Origin of the sequence: Burkholderia humptydooensis, from assembly GCF_001513745.1 — a bacterium.
Taxonomy (GTDB): Bacteria; Pseudomonadota; Gammaproteobacteria; order Burkholderiales; family Burkholderiaceae; genus Burkholderia; species Burkholderia humptydooensis.
In genome coordinates this window covers 3839396-3856846 of the sequence record NZ_CP013380.1, presented here as the reverse complement: position 1 = coordinate 3856846, position 17451 = coordinate 3839396, and the positions used below count along the sequence as shown (strand labels likewise).

The window sequence follows — 17451 nt, the reverse complement described above, 5'->3', positions numbered from 1 at the left end:
TTCCGACGATTCGGTTCCGATGGGAGCGACAGGATGAAGCGTTACGCATGGGCTGCATCGATGATGACGGCGGTGTTGGTGCTTGCCGCGTGCACGAGGACGGACGACGACGAAGTGAGCAGCAAGACCAACGATGTGGCCGTCGCGGCGGCGGGCGCGTCGGGCGCGTCGGCGAGCGTCGCGGCGGCCGCGCCTGCATCGGGTGCGAGCGAATGAACGCAAACGCGCGCGCGATGCGCGTCGCGCGCTGCGGTGCATGCGGAAAAACCAAGGAATCCTTCGAATGAAAGCCGCCTGAAAATTATTCGACATAGTTTGACAGTTGCGCGGGCGGCAGTGAGCTAAGCTGCTTCGCGCGCGGCATCGAAGCGCGATCGTCGCCGATCGTGCGCCGCGCATGCGTTCCGGTTCGCTGTCGTGCGCCGGCGCGCGCATTCGCCGGCGTCTTGCGCGCCGGCTCGTGAGCGGTCGCGCCGAAGTAACCGGTGCTACCGAATGTGACAAACGCGGCGCTGCATGAATGTCCGTGCAATCATGCTCGCTCACGTTCAACCCAAACGGTGATTGCGATGGGAATCCTGAATACGGTAGGTGAGATTGCGGGCGCAGTGGCGGCCGTCGAGGCAGCGGAGAGGGTCGATCCGGACGCTGGTCTGCTGACGAAGGCCGCGGCCGCGGTCGCGGGCTTCAAGGGCGCCGAGGCGCTCGAGAATCTCGTCGAGAAAAAGAAGGACGACGAGGCGGCCGACGGCGACAACACGGCCGCGCCGCAGGACGGCGACGCATCGCAGGCGTGACGCGTCGGCGCGACGAATTCGCGTCGCGCACGGCACCCGATGAAGCGGAGGGCATTGCCCTCCGCTTTTTTCTGGGCGGCGCGCGGAAGAATCCACAGATGATTGCGCCGTATGACAGTACGCGCACACCGCGCCGCAAGAAATTCGGAAACTTGCTATCGTCCGGTCATCGAGGCTTCGATCAGGCGGCGCTATGGAATTCGACTACGATCTCTTTGTCATCGGCGCGGGCTCGGGCGGCGTGCGCCTGAGCCGGGTCGCGGCGTCCTGCGGCGCGCGCGTCGGCATCGCCGAGGAAGAACGGATCGGCGGCACCTGCGTGCTGCGCGGCTGCATTCCGAAGAAACTGCTCGTCTATGCCGCGCACTACAGCCACGACGTCGAGGATGCCGCGGGCTTCGGCTGGACCTTCGACATCGGCCTCTTCTCGTGGCCGGCGCTCATCGAGGCGAAGGATCGCGAGATCGCGCGCCTGAGCGGCATCTACGTCGATCTGCTGAACAAGTCGGGCGTCGAGATCCACGCGGGGCGCGCGACGCTCGTCGACGCGCATACGGTCGATGTCGCGGGCCGGCGCGTCACCGCGCGGCACATCGGCGTCGCGACCGGCTCTCGGCCGGTGCTGCCGCCGATTCCCGGCATCGGGCACGCGATCACGTCGCGCGAGGCGCTCAGCCTGCCCGAGCTGCCCGGGCGGATCGCGATCGTCGGCGGCGGCTACATCGCGGTCGAGTTCGCCGGCATCTTCAACGGGCTCGGCGTCGACGTCGACCTGTTCTATCGCGGCGAGCAGATCCTGCGCGGCTTCGACGACGACGTGCGGCGCGCGCTGCACGGCGAGATGACGAAGCAGGGCGTCGCCATCCATACGCGCGCGGCGATCGAGGCGATCGAGCGCGGCGCCGACGGCGCGCTGACGCTCAGGCTCGCGCAGGGCGCGCACGGCCCGTATGACGCGGTGCTGTACGCAACGGGGCGCGTCGCGAATGCCGACGGGCTCGGGCTCGAGGCGGTCGGCGTCGCGCGCGACGCGAGCGGCGCGATCGAGGTCGACGCGTATTCGACGACGACGGTGCCGTCGATCCACGCGATCGGCGACGTCACCGCGCGCCCGCAACTGACGCCCGTCGCGACGCGCGACGGCATGCTGCTCGCGGCGAACCTGTTCGACGGCAAGCGGATCGCGGCCGATCATCGCTACATCCCTTCCGCGGTGTTCAGCCAGCCGGAGATCGCGACGGTCGGCCTCACCGAGGCGGATGCGCGCGCCGAGCTCGGCGCGCTCGACATCTACAGGACATCGTTTCGCGCGCTGCGGCATACGCTGTCCGGCCGCGACGAGAAGACGCTGATGAAGCTCGTCGTCGCGCGGGACAGCCAGCGCGTCGTCGGCGCGCACATGGTCGGGCGCGATGCGGCGGAAATCATCCAGGGCATCGCGATCGCGATCCGGGCGGGCGCGACGAAGGCGCAGTTCGACGAGACGGTCGGCATCCACCCGACCGCGGCCGAGGAGTTCGTCACGATGCGGCAGAAGGAGCCGGACGACGCGTGATTGCGTCGATGGGGGCCCGGCGGGCGCGCCTGGCGCCTTCAGGCCGGCGGTGGCCGCTCGCCGCATGCGGGCGGGCGAGGCTGCCGCAATGCCCGGCCGGGCGCCAGCAAGCGTGCGTCGAGCGCGATCGTCCGGCCCGATCCCGCTGACTGGCCGGTCGGTTGCACCGCCGAGCCATTGCGCCATTCAATCGCCCGCCCACCCGCGCCGCGTGCCGCCACAGCCCCATTTACGGCCCGCCGCAGGCGCGCGCGAGACTTGCCTCATAATCGGGCACAGTCGATACTCTTGGATTCCGCGAAATTCCCCCTTCCAACTGATTGAACGGTTTTCGTCATGACCACGATTCTTGAAAATCTCCCGGCCGGCCAGAAGGTCGGCATCGCGTTCTCCGGCGGCCTCGACACGAGCGCCGCGCTGCACTGGATGCGCATCAAGGGGGCCGTTCCTTACGCGTACACGGCCAATCTCGGCCAGCCCGACGAAGACGACTACGACGCGATCCCGAAGCGCGCGATCCAGTACGGCGCGGAAGGCGCGCGCCTGATCGATTGCCGCGCGCAGCTCGTGGCCGAAGGGATCGCGGCGCTCCAGTGCGGCGCGTTTCACATCTCGACGGCGGGCGTCACGTATTTCAATACGACCCCGATTGGCCGCGCCGTGACGGGCACGATGCTCGTCGCCGCGATGAAGGAGGACGGCGTCAACATCTGGGGCGACGGCAGCACGTACAAGGGCAATGACATCGAGCGCTTCTACCGCTATGGCCTGCTCGTCAATCCGGACCTGAAGATCTACAAGCCGTGGCTCGACCAGCAGTTCATCGACGAGCTCGGCGGCCGCGCGGAAATGTCCGAATTCATGCACCAGGCGGGCTTCGGGTACAAGATGTCCGCCGAGAAGGCGTACTCGACCGATTCGAACCTGCTCGGCGCGACGCACGAGGCGAAGGATCTCGAGAGCCTCGAGAGCGGCATCAAGATCGTCAATCCGATCATGGGCGTCGCGTTCTGGCGCGACGACGTGAAGATCGACAAGGAAGAAGTGACGATCCGCTTCGAAGAGGGCCGCCCGGTCGCGCTGAACGGCGTCGAGTACAAGGATGCGGTCGAGCTGCTGCTCGAGGCGAACCGGATCGGCGGCCGCCACGGCCTCGGCATGAGCGACCAGATCGAGAACCGGATCATCGAGGCGAAGAGCCGCGGCATCTACGAAGCCCCGGGGCTCGCGCTCCTCTACATCGCATACGAGCGCCTCGTCACCGGCATCCACAACGAGGACACGATCGAGCAGTACCGCGAGAACGGCCGCCGTCTCGGCCGCCTGCTGTACCAGGGCCGCTGGTTCGATCCGCAGGCGATCATGCTGCGCGAGACCGCGCAGCGCTGGGTCGCGCGCGCGGTCACGGGCGAGGTGACGGTCGAGCTGCGCCGCGGCAACGACTATTCGATCCTCGGCACGCGCTCGCCGAACCTCACGTACCAGCCGGAGCGCCTGTCGATGGAGAAGGTGGAGTCGATGTTCTCGCCGCGCGACCGGATCGGCCAGTTGACGATGCGCAACCTCGACATCACCGACACCCGCGACAAGCTGCGCATCTACTCGCAAGTCGGCCTGCTGACGCCGGGCGAATCGTCGGCGCTGCCGAAGCTGAAGGAAGACGAGAACGGCAAATGACGTCCTGACGTCCGGCCCGGCCGCGGCAGCGCGGGCCGGCCGACGTGAAGCAAGAAGACGCCCGCGCCGCAATCGCGCGGGCGGCGCGCCGCGAAAGCGCGCAAAAGCGCGCAAAAGCGCGGGCCGCTCGCCGGTCCGCGCTGCCGGACCGGGGCGAGCGCGCCCGCCGTCCGCACGCATCAACCGTCGAACGAAGCCGCATTCGTCGCGTTCACAGAACCGATAACAAGAATGGAGGTTGATATGTTCCAGATGCTGCCGCCGATGACGTTCGGCCGACGCCTGTCGGTGTGGTGGTCGTGCATGTGGCGTCAGACGCTCGCCAGCGCGCCGGTATGGATCGCCGGCGTCGCGATCGTCGGATGGTGGATATGGCGAACCGATCCCGTCGCCGGCCGGCTGCCGAGCGGCAACGCGACGGCGATCGCCGGCGTCGCCTTCATCGTTGGCCTCGCGGTTTGCCTGCCGATCACCGGATACATGGTGCGCGGCGGGTTCGCCGCGCACGCGCTGACGGCGCCCGGCCGGCTGTCGCTGTGGCAGGCGCTGACGCTCGGACTGACGACGGCCGGCTGGGCCGCGCTGGCCGCGCTGCCGATCAGCGTGGCGACGATGCCGCTGCGCCATGCCGGCCATCCGCTCGTCGGTCAGGCGATCGGCTGGATGCTGAACGTCGCGGCCGGCATGTACATCGTGCTGCCGCGGCAGGCGCGGCGGCTGCGGCTGCTCGCGGGCGAATCCGCATGACGTTGCGCGCGTCGTGACCGGCGCGCGCGGGTTGCACCGCACATCGACGAAGGGGGCGCGAATGAACTGGAGAATCCGTATGCGGGCGGCGGTCGCGGCGGCCGTGTTTTCAGCGGGCCTTTCGGCTAGCGTGCCGGCGATCGCCGCCGGCCCGGCGGTCGACGCGGGCCGCTATCTGTACGTCGAAGGCGGCAGCGCGCACGGCGTGCTGACCGTCAAGGGCAATGCCTTCGACATCGAGACGATCGGCGGCAACTGCCATACCTGCGCGCTGAGCGGCACGTTCGATGGGCGCGTCGGCATCGCGCGCGACGGCGACAACGTATGCCGGATCGCGGTGTCCGGCGGGCACGGCGTCGTCAGGCTGGATACGTCAGGCTCGGACGCGTGCCGGGATTTTTGCGGGATGCGCGCGTCGTTCGACGGTGAATATCGGCGCCCGAGCGCCGCGTGCGCCGATCGCGCGCGGAGCGTGCGCACCGAGCGGTCGCACAAGCAATACGCGGCGCACGACTACGATGGCGCGCGCGCGACGCTGAAATCGCTGCTGGCCGAATGCAGCGGCTTCATGGACTGGATCGAGCTGGACCGGGCGAAGAGCGATCTGGCGCTGACGGAGTACCACCGCGGCGATCGCGCGCAATGCGTGGCCGTGCTGTCCGATACGCTCGCCTATCGCGCGCAGCAGGATCATAGCGAGGCGTTCGGCCTGCCGCCGTGCGACGCCGACAACTACAAGCCGACGGGCGACGCGATCCTGCACAATCTCGCGCTTTGCCGGGCGCCGGCGAAGCGCTGACGCGCGAGCCGGGCGGGGCGATTCGACGATTCGACGATTCGACGGCCGCGACGAACGTGTCGCCGGAGCCGATCGCAGCGGGCGCGCCGGCCCCGGCTGCGCAGCCGATCCGGCCGCCCGCGCTTGACCTTCCCACTGTGGGAAGATTCATCCTTCGATCGCCCCAAATCCCCCTGGAGAAGCAACATGAAGCTCGAAGTGAAGGACATGTCGTGCGGCGGCTGCGCGAACGCGATCACGCAGGCGATCAAGGCCGTCGATGCGTCGGCGGCCGTTTCCGTCGACATCGCGTCGAAGGTGGTCGAAGTCGGCTCGGCGCTCGGCGTCGAGCGCGTGGTCGAGATTATCGAAGCCGCGGGATTCCATCCGGCCGTCGTCGCCGCGTGAGCGGCGCGGCCGGCGTTCGAGCGTCGAGCAGATCCGCCGCCCGCGCGCCGCCCGCTCAGGTCTTCGCGGCACGCAACCGCAGCGCGTTGCCGATGACGGAAACCGAGCTCGCCGCCATCGCGGCGCTCGCGAAGATCGGGCTCAGCGTGATGCCGAACCACGGATACAGCACGCCCGCCGCGACCGGAATGCCGACTGCGTTGTAGACGAATGCGAAGAACAGGTTCTGCCGGATGTTCTTCATCGTCGCGACGCTGAGCGCGCGCGCGCGTGCGATGCCGCGCAGATCGCCCTTCACGAGCACGATCCGGGCGCTGTTCATCGCGACGTCGGTGCCGGTGCCCATCGCGATGCCGACGTTCGCCTGCGCGAGCGCCGGTGCGTCGTTGACGCCGTCGCCCGCCATCGCGACGACATGCCCTTGCTGCTGCAGCGCCTGCACGTGCCGGTACTTGTCCTCGGGCAGCACGCCCGCCTTCACGCCGTCGAGCGACAGCGTCTTCGCGACCGCGTTCGCGGTGACGGGATTGTCGCCCGTCAGCATCACGATGCGCGCGCCCGACGCCTTGAGCAGCCGCACCGCGTCCGGCGTCGTCGCCTTGATCGGGTCCGCGACGCCGATATAGCCGGCAAGCCTTCCGTCGATCGCGACATACATCACGGTCTGGCCGGCTTCGCGCAGGCGATTCGAATCCGTTTCGACAGCCGTGCAGTCGATCGCGAGGTCCGCCATCAGATGCGCGTTGCCGAGCGCGACCGCGCGCTCGTCGATCGTGCCTTTCACGCCCTTGCCGGGCACCGAATCGAAGGATTCCACCGGTTTGCGCGCCGCGCCCGCCTGCGTCGCATGCTCGACGATCGCCTGCGCGAGCGGGTGCTCGCTCACGCCTTCGAGGCTCGCCGCATCGCCGAGCAGCGCGCGCTCGCGCCGCGGGTCGAGCGCGACGACCGTCTGCACGCGCGGCCGCCCCTGCGTCAGCGTGCCGGTCTTGTCGACGACGACGGTATCGACCTTCTCCATCAGTTCCAATGCTTCGGCATCCTTGATGAGCACGCCTTCGCGCGCGCCTCGGCCGACGCCGACGATGATCGACACGGGCGTCGCGAGGCCGAGCGCGCACGGGCACGCGATGATGAGCACGCTGATCGCGACGACGAGCGCGTTCGCGAGCGCGGGGGCCGGACCGAACGCCGCCCATGCGACGGACGCGATCGCGGCGAGCGCGATGACGGCGAGCACGAACCAGCCGGACACCTGATCGGCGAGCTTCTGGATCGGCGCGCGCGAGCGTCCGGCTTCGGCGACCATCTGCACGATCCGCGCGAGCAGCGTGTCGGCGCCGATCCTTTCCGCGCGCATCACGAACGTGCCCGTCTGGTTGACGGTCGCGCCCGTCACCGGGCTGCCCTCGGTTTTCTCGGCGGGCACCGGCTCGCCGGTGATCATCGATTCGTCGACGCTCGAGTGCCCTTCGACGACGATGCCGTCGACCGGCACCTTCGAGCCGGGTTTCACGCGCAGCGTATCGCCGACGACGACCGCCTCAAGCGGGACGCTCTCCTCCGAGCCGTCGGACTTCACGCGCACCGCCGTGTGCGGCGTGAGCTGCAGCAGGCCGCGGATCGCGCTCGACGTGCGTGCGCGCGCGGCAGTTCGAGCCCTGGCGAGCGCCGAGGTACGTCAGCCGCCGCCTGCCGTCGAGGACATGAGCGGTGACGGATGTCGGCCCGATGGCGCGGACGCCTGGCGGAGCGCGGTCGCGGGTGCGACGCATGCCGGCAAGTTCCGATCGCGAACATACGGCGGCCGCGCGATCGAACCGTTCGACGCCGTCATCGCGAGGCCGATCGCGTGCGAGCGCGACCGCGCGCTCGTCGATCGTGCCTTTCACGCCCTTGCCGGGCACCGAATCGAAGGATTCCACCGGTTTGCGCGCCGCGCCCGCCTGCGTCGCATGCTCGACGATCGCCTGCGCGAGCGGGTGCTCGCTCACGCCTTCGAGGCTCGCCGCATCGCCGAGCAGCGCGCGCTCGCGCCGCGGGTCGAGCGCGACGACCGTCTGCACGCGCGGCCGCCCCTGCGTCAGCGTGCCGGTCTTGTCGACGACGACGGTATCGACCTTCTCCATCAGTTCCAATGCTTCGGCATCCTTGATGAGCACGCCTTCGCGCGCGCCTCGGCCGACGCCGACGATGATCGACACGGGCGTCGCGAGGCCGAGCGCGCACGGGCACGCGATGATGAGCACGCTGATCGCGACGACGAGCGCGTTCGCGAGCGCGGGGGCCGGACCGAACGCCGCCCATGCGACGGACGCGATCGCGGCGAGCGCGATGACGGCGAGCACGAACCAGCCGGACACCTGATCGGCGAGCTTCTGGATCGGCGCGCGCGAGCGTCCGGCTTCGGCGACCATCTGCACGATCCGCGCGAGCAGCGTGTCGGCGCCGATCCTTTCCGCGCGCATCACGAACGTGCCCGTCTGGTTGACGGTCGCGCCCGTCACCGGGCTGCCCTCGGTTTTCTCGGCGGGCACCGGCTCGCCGGTGATCATCGATTCGTCGACGCTCGAGTGCCCTTCGACGACGATGCCGTCGACCGGCACCTTCGAGCCGGGTTTCACGCGCAGCGTATCGCCGACGACGACCGCCTCAAGCGGGACGCTCTCCTCCGAGCCGTCGGACTTCACGCGCACCGCCGTGTGCGGCGTGAGCTGCAGCAGGCCGCGGATCGCGCTCGACGTGCGTGCGCGCGCGCGCAGTTCGAGCACCTGGCCGAGCAGCACGAGCGTCACGATCACCGCCGATGCCTCGAAATAGAGCGGAATGTCATGGCCGTTGCGGAACGCCTGCGGAAGCGCGTCGGGGAACAGCAGCGCGAACACGCTGAACAGATAGGCCGCCGCGACGCCGAGCGCGATCAGGCTGAACATGTTCAACTGCCGCGTGACGAACGACTTCCAGCCGCGCACGAAGAACGGCCAGCCGCCCCACAGCACGACAGGCGTCGCGAGCGCGGCCTGCACGCATTGCGGCCACGACGCCGCCGTCCCGAACGGCCGCGGCCAGCGTGCGAGCAGCGCGTCGATGCCTGCGCCGATATCGAACGGCAGCGCCATCGCGCCCATCGTCATCAGCACGAGCGGCACGGACAGCGCGAGGCCGACCCAGAAGCGCCGTGTCATCGATTCGAGCTCGGGGTTCCTCTCTTCGGCCGCGCCCGGCGCGAGCGGCTCGAGCGCCATCCCGCAGATCGGGCAGTCGCCCGGCGCGTTTGCGCGTATCTGCGGGTGCATCGGGCACGTGTAGATCGTGCCCGGCTGCGCCGCGGCTTCGCCGGGCGGCTGCTTCGGCATCCCGACGAACTGCTGCGGCGATGCGCGAAATGCTGCCAGGCACCGGTCGCTGCAGAAGCGATACGTGCGGCCCCGATAGTCGTATCGACGTTTCGCGTCGAGCGGCACCGTCATGCCGCAGACCGGGTCGACCACCGTTTCGCCGGGCGCCCCCGCATCGTGCGAGCGACTCGGATCACGCCGTTCGTCCGCGTCGTGGCCGTGATCGTGATGGACATGTGCGTCGTGCATGGCAAGCGCTCCTGTCTCGTCGATGGATGTCGATGTCTGCCGCAACGGCGCGCTTCACTTCCCGAAGCGTTGCGATGCCGATGGCCGCGATGCATGAAAAGATGGGCGAGCGGGCGCGAGCAACAACGGGTACGGCAGGAAGCCGAGCGTGCGGCATCGATGGCGAGGCAGCCACACGACGGTTGCGATTGCGCCGAGCCGGCGCGCCGCGCCGATCGCAAAGCGCCGTGCAGCCTCCATCTCCACCGACGCCCGCGTGGGGCGGGCAATCCCGAATCCCGTTGCGAGCGGCGTGGCGACCGTTGCAATCGCGAATCGCTTGAGTGCTTTCATTTCGGGGGCCTGAGCACCGGGATCGAACGCGAATGATCGTTTCACTGTAGTGCCGGCTGGATGATGCGGGTTGACCTACCTCAATCGAGCCCCGTTGCATGCGCGCCGGCCGACACATGCTGAGGCTCGGCCGCCGAGCGGGCCCAAAAACGGCGGCGGGATATCGCGTACGATTCTTGCTGTCTCGCCGCGCAGGTCGACCGTTGACGCAAATCAAGTGGATCAGGAACCGCATACGTAGCATCGATTCGAAGCCTGTACGGCGATTCGCGGGCGATGGCCCGAGACGAGCCGTCGGCGGCCGGCGCCGCGCCTTCCCCGGCGAACTGCAATGGAGATGGCAGAATGCGACATCACTCTTCGGTCCCGCGTCCCGCCGCGACATGGATGCGTCTGATCGGCGCCGCGCTGCTGGCGGCGCTCGCATTCGCGTTGTCCGGTTGCGGCTACAACGCGATTCAGGTGCAGGACGAGCAGGTGAAGGCGAGCTGGTCGGAGGTGCTGAATCAGTATCAGCGCCGCGCGGATCTCGTGCCGAATCTCGTCAATACCGTGAAGGGCTATGCGAATCAGGAGCGCGACGTGCTCACGCGCGTGACCGAGGCGCGCGCGCAGGTCGGCTCGATTCGCGCGACGCCGGAGCTGCTGTCCGACCCGCAGGCGTTCGCGAAATTCGAGGCCGCGCAGGGGCAACTGACGTCGTCGCTGTCTCGGCTGCTCGTCGTGTCCGAGAACTATCCGCAGTTGAAGTCCGATGCGAACTTTCGCGATCTGCAGGCGCAGCTCGAAGGCACCGAGAACCGCATCACGGTCGCGCGCAATCGCTACATCCGCTCGGTGCAGGCGTACAACACGACGATTCGCTCGTTCCCGAGCAACCTGACCGCGATGGCGTTCGGCTACCAGGAAAAACCGAACTTCTCGGTCGCGAACGAAGCGGAGATCTCGAAGCCGCCGCGCGTCGACTTCGGGACCACGCCCGCGCCCGCCACCACGCCCGCGCCGGCCGCCGGAGCGTCGAATTGAAGGGCTTGTTCCGCGCGGCGTGCTTCGCGGTCCTCACGTTCCTGTCGATCGGCGGCGGCGCCTGCCGCGCCGAGCAGCCGGTGCCGCCGCTCGCCGCGCGCGTGACGGACGAGACAGGCACGCTGACGGCCGCCGAACGCGCGGCGCTCGAACAGTCGCTGAAGGATTTCGAAGCGCGCAAGGGCAGCCAGATCGCGGTGCTGATCGTGCCGACGACGCAGCCCGAGACGATCGAGCAGTATTCGATCCGCGTCGTCGAGCAATGGAAGCTCGGCCGAGCGAACGTCGACGACGGCGCGCTCCTCATCGTCGCGAAGAACGACCGCACGCTGCGCATCGAGGTCGGCTACGGGCTCGAAGGCGTGCTGACCGATGCGACGAGCCACCGGATCATCGACGAGATCATCGTGCCGAGCTTTCGGCGCGGCGATTTCTACGGCGGCATCTCGGCGGGCGTCGGCAGCATGATGCGCGTGATCGAAGGCGAGCCGCTGCCGCCGCCGCGCGCGCGTCGCGGCGATGCAGGCGGGCTCGGCCGCCTGCTGCCGCTGCTGTTCGTGATGACGATCGTCGCGGGCGGCGTGCTGCGCGCGATATTCGGGCGGCTCGCGGGCTCGGTCGTCACGGGCGGCGTGGTGGGCTTCGTCGCGTGGCTGTTGTCCGGCGCGCTCTTCGTTGCGATCGCGGCGGCCGCGATCGCGCTTTTCTTCACGCTGCTCGGCGGCGGGATGGGCGCGCGCGTCGGCGGGCCGTTCATCGGCGGGCGCGGCGGCGGCTGGGGCGGCGGGAGCGACGGCTTTCGCGGCGGCGGCGGCGGGTTCGGCGGCGGCGGCGCGTCCGGGAGGTGGTGATGGATATCGCACGAATCGCGAGGCACCTGTCGATGACGCGCTGGCGCGTCGGCGCGGCGTTTCCGAAGCGCACGCTCGGCAAGATCGAGCGCGCGATCGTCGCGAGCCACGGGAAGCACGTCGGCCAACTGCGGTTCGCGGTCGAAGGCGCGCTGCACGCGTCGATGCTCTTGCGCGGAATGACCGCGCGCGATCGCGCGATCGATGTGTTCTCCGAACTGCGCGTGTGGGACACCGAGCACAACAACGGCGTGCTCATCTATCTGTTGCTCGCCGATCACGACGTCGAGATCGTCGCCGATCGCGGGATTCATGCGCGTGTCGACAGCGACGACTGGGAGAAGGCGTGCCGCGAGATGGAAGCGGAATTCCGCCGAGGCCGCTTCGAGGCGGGCTCGATTCACGGGATCGAGGCCGTCACCGCGTTGCTCGCGCGGCACTATCCGTCGCGCCGCGCGCCGGGCGACGAGTTGTCGAGTGCGCCCGTCGTGCTGTGAGCCGCGTGCCGTGCTGCCGCGCGCTCGAACGGCGAGCGATTATTCCACCGTCACCGACTTCGCGAGATTGCGCGGCTTGTCGACGTCGGTGCCGCGCGCGCATGCGGTGTGATACGCGAGCAACTGCAGCGGCACGACGTGCAGGATCGGCGACAGCGGCCCGTAATGCTCGGGCATCCGGATCACGTGCAGCCCCTCGTCGTTGACGATGTGCGTGTCCGCGTCGGCGAACACGTACAGCTCGCCGCCGCGCGCGCGCACCTCCTGCATGTTCGATTTCAGCTTTTCGAGCAGTGTATCGTTCGGCGCGACCGTCACGACCGGCATCGCCTCCGTCACGAGCGCGAGCGGCCCGTGCTTCAGCTCGCCCGCCGGATACGCTTCCGCGTGGATGTACGAGATCTCCTTGAGCTTCAGCGCGCCTTCGAGCGAGATCGGGTAGTGCAGCCCGCGGCCGAGGAACAGCGCGTTCTCCTTGCGCGCGAATTCTTCGGACCACGCAATGATCTGCGGCTCGAGCGCGAGCACGCTGTTGAGCGCGGCGGGCAGGTGGCGCAACTGCTTCAGGAAGTCGGCTTCGCGGGCCGCGTCGACGTGGCCGCGCAGCTTGCCGAGCGTCGCCGCGAGCACGAACAGCGCGACGAGCTGCGTCGTGAACGCCTTCGTCGACGCGACGCCGATCTCGGTGCCCGCGTGCGTGAGGAATTGCAGCTCGGTCAGACGCACCATCGCGCTCGTCGCGACGTTGCAGATCGCGAGCGTGTGCGCGTGGCCGAGCGCCTGTGCGTGCTTGAGCGCGGCGAGCGTGTCGGCCGTCTCGCCCGATTGCGAGATCACGACGACGAGCGCGCGCGGGTTCGGCACCGATTCGCGGTAGCGGTATTCGCTTGCGATCTCGACTTGCGTCGGGATTTTCGCGATCGATTCGAGCCAGTACTTCGCGGTGAGGCCCGAGTAGTAGCTCGTGCCGCACGCGAGGATCAGCAGGCTGTCGATATCGGCGAACACGCCGCTTGCGTTGCCGCCGAACAGCGAAGGATCGAACGCTTCGGTTTGCGCAATCGTGTCGGCGATCGCGCGCGGCTGCTCGAAGATTTCCTTCTGCATGAAGTGCCGGTACGGGCCCAGCTCGACCGCGCCGCCATATGCGGCGACGACGCGCACGTCGCGCGCCGCGCGCGCGCCGTCACGATCGACGATCGTCACGCCCGCGAGCGTCAGCTCGCAGACGTCGCCTTCCTCGAGGAACGTGAAGCGATCGGTGCTGCCCGCGAGCGCGAGCGCGTCGGACGCGAGGAAGTTCTCGTGCTCGCCGAAGCCGACGACGAGCGGCGAGCCCTGGCGCGCGCCGACGACGGTATGCGGCTCGTCCTTGTGCGCCACCGCGATCGCGTATGCGCCGTGCAACTGCTTGACGGCTTCCTGAACGGCTGCGAACAGATTGCCGCGATAGAGGCTGTGGATCAGGTGCGCGATGACTTCGGTGTCGGTCTGCGACACGAACTCGTAGCCCTTCGCGCGCAGCGCTTCGCGCAGCGGCTCGAAGTTCTCGATGATGCCGTTGTGCACGAGCGCGAGCGCGTTCGACGAGAAGATCGGATGCGCATTGTGCGTGACGGGCGCGCCGTGCGTCGCCCAGCGCGTGTGCGCGATGCCCGTCTCGCCTTCGAGATGCGATTCGCGCACCTGCGCATCGAGATCGGCGACGCGCGCGACGCTGCGCGCGCGCTTCGGCGCACCCGGCGCAGGGGCGCCGGCATCGAGCACCGCGACGCCGCACGAGTCGTAGCCGCGATACTCGAGACGGCGCAGTCCTTCGATCAGCACTGGAACAATGTTACGTTGCGCAACTGCGCCGACAATCCCGCACATGAAAATCTATCCTCGCAACTCGACAATGATGCGGGCGCGCCGCTGCGCGCCCGAAAAACGGTTCAGCTCTTCTTCTTGACGGGGCGCACGTAGCCGCTTTTCGCGGTCTGCGTCTTGTCGTTCAGCACGAGCATGCCTTCGGCGACGTCCTTCCATACGGTCGTGCCCGCCGCGATCGTCACGCCGCGGCCGACGCGCACGGGCGCGACGAGCTGCGTGTCCGAGCCGACGAACACGTCGTCCTCGATGATCGTGCGGAACTTGTTCGCGCCGTCGTAGTTGCAGGTGATCGTGCCCGCGCCGACGTTCACGCGCGCGCCGATGTCCGCGTCGCCGAGATAGGTCAGATGGTTCGCCTTCGAGCCGTGGCCGAGCGTCGCGTTCTTCACCTCGACGAAGTTGCCGACGTGCGCTTCGTCGGCGAGCACCGCGCCCGGGCGCAGCCGCGCGTACGGGCCGACGACCGTGTGCGCGCCGAGCGTCGCGCCGTCGAGATGCGAGAACGCGTCGACGCGCGCGCCCGCGGCGATCGCCGCGTTGCGGATCACGCAGTTCGCGCCGATCGCCACGCCGTCGGCAAGCGTCACGTCGCCCTCGAACACGCAGTTCACGTCGATCGACACGTCGCGCCCGCACACGAGCTTGCCGCGCACGTCGATGCGCGCCGGATCGGCGAGCGTGACGCCTGCGGCGAGCAGCGCGTCGGCCAGGTTGCGCTGGTGAATGCGCTCGAGCTCGGCGAGCTGAGCCTTGCTGTTCACGCCGAGCGTCTCCCATTCGTCGTCCGGCTGCGTCGTGACGATCTCGAAGCCCGCTTCGATCGCCTGCTCGACGACGTCGGTCAGGTAGTACTCGCCCTGCGCGTTGTCGTTGCCGAGCGCGCCGAGCCACATCGACAACTGCGCGGTCGGCGCGATGACGATGCCCGTGTTGATCTCGGCGATCTTCAGCTCGTCGGCCGACGCGTCCTTCTGCTCGACGATGCGCGTGACGCACCCGGCCTGATCGCGCACGATGCGCCCGTAGCCCGTCGGATCGTCGAGCGTGACGGTCAGCACGCCGTAGCGGGCGTCGGTCGCGGCGTCGACGAGGCGCTTGAGCGTCGCCGTGCGCGTGAGCGGCACGTCGCCGTACAGCACGAGCGTCGGCTGCGACGGATCGAGCAGCGGCAGCGCCTGGCGCACCGCGTGCCCCGTGCCGAGCTGCTGCTCCTGCACCGCGAACTGCACGTCGGGCGCGGCGACGGCCGCGCGCACCCGCTCGGCGCCGTGGCCGATCACGACGACGAGCCGGGACGGCGCGAGCGCGCGGGCGGTATCGATCACGTGGGAGAGAAGGGGCCTGCCGGCCAGAGGATGAAGCACTTTCGGCAGCGCCGAACGCATGCGCTTGCCGGTGCCTGCCGCCAAAATCACGATATTCATGGCGCCAGTTTCGTAGGGAGAGTTCGAAGCTGGCCATTCTAGCATGCAGGCCCTCTCCGGCCGCTGCGGCTCGCCGCGAGCCACGTGTCGACCCACTCGCGAATCGCTGTCGTCGTCAGCGGCGTGTCACACGCGCAACGCGAGACTCCCGCTCGCATGACGCGACGGCGGATCGGCGAGCTGAACCGATCGCGCCACGCGCGGTTTCAGGGAGGGAGTGTGAATCAGGATCAGGACAATGCGTCCGCGCGTTTCAAGACGCGCCGGCGTCTCATCAGTGTCGACGATCCGACGGGCGCGGTGCTGCTGTCGCCGTTCATCAAGGGCGGCACGGTCAGCAACGCGCCGTACAACCACTATGCGCTGCTGAAGAGCATCGAGGGCGCGTTCGGGCTGCCGTATCTCGGCTATGCGGGGAGCAAGCCTGGCGCGCCGCTGTTCGTTCCGCGTGCATTTCGTTCAACGGCGGCGCGCGCCGGGAATGACGGATTACAGATCGTCGAACTGCACGATCGACACGGACTTCGCGCCGCCCGGCGCGAGCGCGTCGGTGCCGCACGGGTCCTCGTCGAACGCGATGTCGCCGTTCGGATCGGCTTCGCCCGTCGCGCGCAGTCCGGCGAACGGGAACAGTTGCGCGTCCATCAGGTGCGACGGCACGACGTTCGCAAGTGCGTTGAACATGTTGTCGACGCGGCCCGGGAAGCGCTTGTCCCAATCGCGGATCAGCGCCTTCATTTCCGCGCGCTTCAGGTTCGGCTGGCTGCCGCACAGGTTGCACGGAATGATCGGGAATTCGCGCAGCTCCGCGTATTTCTCGAGATCGGTTTCCTTCGCGTAGGCGAGCGGACGGATCACGACGTTCCTGCCGTCGTCCGATTGCAGCTTCGGCGGCATCCCTTTCAGCTTGCCGCCGTAGAACATGTTGAGGAGCAGCGTCTGCACGATGTCGTCGCGATGGTGGCCGAGCGCGATCTTCGTCGCGCCGAGCTCGCCCGCGACGCGGTACAGGATCCCGCGGCGCAGCCGCGAGCACAGCGAGCAGGTGGTCTTGCCTTCGGGCACGAGGCGCTTCACGATGCTGTACGTGTCCTGGTTCTCGATGTGGAACGGCACGCCGATCTTCGTCAGGTACTCGGGCAGCACGTGCTCCGGAAAGCCCGGCTGCTTCTGGTCGAGGTTCACCGCGACGATGTCGAAATCGATCGGCGCGCGCTCGCGCAGCCGCAGCAGGATGTCGAGGAGCGCGTAGCTGTCCTTGCCGCCCGACAGGCAGACCATCACCTTGTCGCCGTGCTCGATCATGTTGTAGTCGCCGATCGCCTGGCCGACCTGGCGCACGAGCCGCTTGAACAGCTTGTTGTTCTCGTACGCTTCCTTCTGCTCGCGGCGCGTGAGCGCGCGGCGGCCGATCTCGGCCGTGTTCGCTTCGACGGCGGCGGCCGCGTCGGCTTCGTTCAGATGCGGGGTGTGGGGCGCATTCATGCTCGCTCCTCGTCCTTGATGCGAAATACTTCGACGCCGACGGCGTCGCAATCGGGATAGGCGTCCGGCTTTTCGGTGGAGACGCGCACCGCGCGCACCGCGTCGTGCGCGAGCAGGCTCGTTGCGATCGCGTCGCAGAGCGTTTCCTGCAGATGAATGTGGCCGCGCGCGACGCACTGCGCGACGCTTTGCTTCATCAGATCATAGTCGACGACTTCGCGCAGCCTGTCCTCGACGGGCGTCGTCAGCGCGAGCGGCACGAACAGGTCGACGTTGATGACGACGCGCTGTTCGCCGCGCTTCTCGTGCTCGAAGGCGCCGATGTTCATGTACACCTCGTGATTGCGCAGGTAGAGCCTGCGGCAATCGGCGAGCCTGGGATGCAGGAGGGCGGCAAACATGGTCGTTCCAGTC

The 17451-nt window shown here is 68.5% G+C and carries 15 protein-coding genes and 2 pseudogenes; 11 read left to right on the top strand and 6 right to left on the bottom strand.

From position 1 onward, the window contains the following. Window positions 1-33 precede the first annotated feature (33 nt). From AQ610_RS17205 to AQ610_RS17170, 7 genes are all read left to right on the top strand, one after another. Window positions 34-216: a hypothetical protein gene (locus AQ610_RS17205; RefSeq protein WP_006024267.1), complete on the top strand. Its 183-nt coding sequence runs from the start codon at window positions 34-36 to the stop codon at window positions 214-216. A 353-nt stretch (window positions 217-569) separates the two neighbouring features. Continuing rightward, window positions 570-797 (top strand): hypothetical protein, encoded by a 228-nt coding sequence (locus tag AQ610_RS17195; protein WP_043281934.1) that lies wholly within the window; start codon window positions 570-572, stop codon window positions 795-797. 193 nt (window positions 798-990) lie between these two features. Beyond that, complete coding sequence (gene gor, locus AQ610_RS17190) at window positions 991-2352, top strand: glutathione-disulfide reductase (RefSeq protein WP_006024270.1); 1362 nt, start codon at window positions 991-993, stop codon at window positions 2350-2352. A 336-nt stretch (window positions 2353-2688) separates the two neighbouring features. Then, window positions 2689-4029, top strand: a complete 1341-nt coding sequence (gene argG, locus AQ610_RS17185; protein ID WP_006024271.1) for an argininosuccinate synthase — start codon at window positions 2689-2691, stop codon at window positions 4027-4029. 243 nt (window positions 4030-4272) lie between these two features. Next, window positions 4273-4776, top strand: a complete 504-nt coding sequence (locus AQ610_RS17180) for a hypothetical protein (RefSeq protein WP_006024272.1) — start codon at window positions 4273-4275, stop codon at window positions 4774-4776. Between the two features lie 79 nt (window positions 4777-4855). Continuing rightward, window positions 4856-5575, top strand: coding sequence for a hypothetical protein (locus AQ610_RS17175; protein ID WP_009911084.1), 720 nt, complete (start codon window positions 4856-4858; stop codon window positions 5573-5575). A gap of 186 nt (window positions 5576-5761) precedes the next feature. Then, complete coding sequence (locus AQ610_RS17170) at window positions 5762-5962, top strand: heavy-metal-associated domain-containing protein (RefSeq protein ID WP_006024274.1); 201 nt, start codon at window positions 5762-5764, stop codon at window positions 5960-5962. 55 nt (window positions 5963-6017) lie between these two features. Here the strand turns inward: AQ610_RS17170 and AQ610_RS17165 are convergent. Then, window positions 6018-7610 (bottom strand): annotated as a pseudogene (locus AQ610_RS17165) (copper-translocating P-type ATPase); the annotation flags it as partial. Continuing rightward, entirely contained in the window at window positions 7507-9549 is a 2043-nt protein-coding gene (locus AQ610_RS17160; RefSeq protein WP_375371836.1) for a heavy metal translocating P-type ATPase, read from the bottom strand. The gene AQ610_RS17160 and the pseudogene AQ610_RS17165, both read right to left, overlap by 104 nt. Before the next feature lie 678 nt (window positions 9550-10227). Between AQ610_RS17160 and AQ610_RS17150 the strand changes: the two genes are divergently transcribed. From AQ610_RS17150 to AQ610_RS17140, 3 genes are read left to right on the top strand one after another with little or no spacing between them, the layout of a single operon-like run. After that, complete coding sequence (locus AQ610_RS17150) at window positions 10228-10908, top strand: LemA family protein (protein ID WP_043281936.1); 681 nt, start codon at window positions 10228-10230, stop codon at window positions 10906-10908. Further along, window positions 10905-11759, top strand: coding sequence for a TPM domain-containing protein (locus tag AQ610_RS17145; RefSeq protein WP_015602300.1), 855 nt, complete (start codon window positions 10905-10907; stop codon window positions 11757-11759). The genes AQ610_RS17150 and AQ610_RS17145 overlap by 4 nt, the downstream gene beginning before the upstream one ends. Continuing rightward, window positions 11759-12256, top strand: a complete 498-nt coding sequence (locus AQ610_RS17140; RefSeq protein WP_009911086.1) for a TPM domain-containing protein — start codon at window positions 11759-11761, stop codon at window positions 12254-12256. Before AQ610_RS17145 ends, AQ610_RS17140 begins: the two co-directional genes overlap by 1 nt. 39 nt (window positions 12257-12295) lie before the next feature. On the opposite strand, the gene glmS is transcribed toward AQ610_RS17140, so the two are convergent. Together glmS and glmU are read right to left on the bottom strand one after the other, a co-directional pair. Next, window positions 12296-14128 (bottom strand): glutamine--fructose-6-phosphate transaminase (isomerizing), encoded by a 1833-nt coding sequence (glmS, locus tag AQ610_RS17135; protein WP_009911087.1) that lies wholly within the window; start codon window positions 14126-14128, stop codon window positions 12296-12298. Between the two features lie 62 nt (window positions 14129-14190). Next, a complete protein-coding gene (gene glmU / locus AQ610_RS17130) occupies window positions 14191-15552 on the bottom strand; it encodes a bifunctional UDP-N-acetylglucosamine diphosphorylase/glucosamine-1-phosphate N-acetyltransferase GlmU (protein WP_006024281.1) in 1362 nt (453 codons plus the stop codon). A gap of 294 nt (window positions 15553-15846) precedes the next feature. On the opposite strand from glmU, the pseudogene AQ610_RS37415 reads away from it, so the two are divergent. Beyond that, window positions 15847-15969, top strand: a pseudogene (locus AQ610_RS37415) (alkaline phosphatase family protein); the annotation flags it as partial. Window positions 15970-16041: 72 nt separating this feature from the next. On the opposite strand, the gene ttcA reads toward AQ610_RS37415, so the two are convergent. After that, window positions 16042-17037 carry a tRNA 2-thiocytidine(32) synthetase TtcA gene (gene ttcA, locus AQ610_RS17125; protein WP_006024282.1) on the bottom strand — a complete coding sequence of 332 codons (996 nt, stop codon included), beginning with the start codon at window positions 17035-17037 and terminating at the stop codon, window positions 16042-16044. Continuing rightward, complete coding sequence (locus AQ610_RS17120; RefSeq protein ID WP_006024283.1) at window positions 17034-17438, bottom strand: dihydroneopterin aldolase; 405 nt, start codon at window positions 17436-17438, stop codon at window positions 17034-17036. The genes ttcA and AQ610_RS17120 overlap by 4 nt, the downstream gene beginning before the upstream one ends. Window positions 17439-17451 lie beyond the last annotated feature (13 nt).

Excerpts from the sequence above, each read along its gene's own strand:
- AQ610_RS17205 (WP_006024267.1), top strand. The coding sequence starts at position 34 with ATGAAGCGTTACGCATGGGCTGCATCGATGATGACGGCGGTGTTGGTG.
- AQ610_RS17195 (WP_043281934.1), top strand. The coding sequence starts at position 570 with ATGGGAATCCTGAATACGGTAGGTGAGATTGCGGGCGCAGTGGCGGCC.
- gor (WP_006024270.1), top strand. The coding sequence starts at position 991 with ATGGAATTCGACTACGATCTCTTTGTCATCGGCGCGGGCTCGGGCGGC.
- argG (WP_006024271.1), top strand. The coding sequence starts at position 2,689 with ATGACCACGATTCTTGAAAATCTCCCGGCCGGCCAGAAGGTCGGCATC.
- AQ610_RS17180 (WP_006024272.1), top strand. The coding sequence starts at position 4,273 with ATGTTCCAGATGCTGCCGCCGATGACGTTCGGCCGACGCCTGTCGGTG.
- AQ610_RS17175 (WP_009911084.1), top strand. The coding sequence starts at position 4,856 with ATGCGGGCGGCGGTCGCGGCGGCCGTGTTTTCAGCGGGCCTTTCGGCT.
- AQ610_RS17170 (WP_006024274.1), top strand. The coding sequence starts at position 5,762 with ATGAAGCTCGAAGTGAAGGACATGTCGTGCGGCGGCTGCGCGAACGCG.
- AQ610_RS17160 (WP_375371836.1), bottom strand. The coding sequence starts at position 9,549 with ATGCACGACGCACATGTCCATCACGATCACGGCCACGACGCGGACGAA.
- AQ610_RS17150 (WP_043281936.1), top strand. The coding sequence starts at position 10,228 with ATGCGACATCACTCTTCGGTCCCGCGTCCCGCCGCGACATGGATGCGT.
- AQ610_RS17140 (WP_009911086.1), top strand. The coding sequence starts at position 11,759 with ATGGATATCGCACGAATCGCGAGGCACCTGTCGATGACGCGCTGGCGC.
- glmS (WP_009911087.1), bottom strand. The coding sequence starts at position 14,128 with ATGTGCGGGATTGTCGGCGCAGTTGCGCAACGTAACATTGTTCCAGTG.
- glmU (WP_006024281.1), bottom strand. The coding sequence starts at position 15,552 with ATGAATATCGTGATTTTGGCGGCAGGCACCGGCAAGCGCATGCGTTCG.
- ttcA (WP_006024282.1), bottom strand. The coding sequence starts at position 17,037 with ATGAATGCGCCCCACACCCCGCATCTGAACGAAGCCGACGCGGCCGCC.
- AQ610_RS17120 (WP_006024283.1), bottom strand. The coding sequence starts at position 17,438 with ATGTTTGCCGCCCTCCTGCATCCCAGGCTCGCCGATTGCCGCAGGCTC.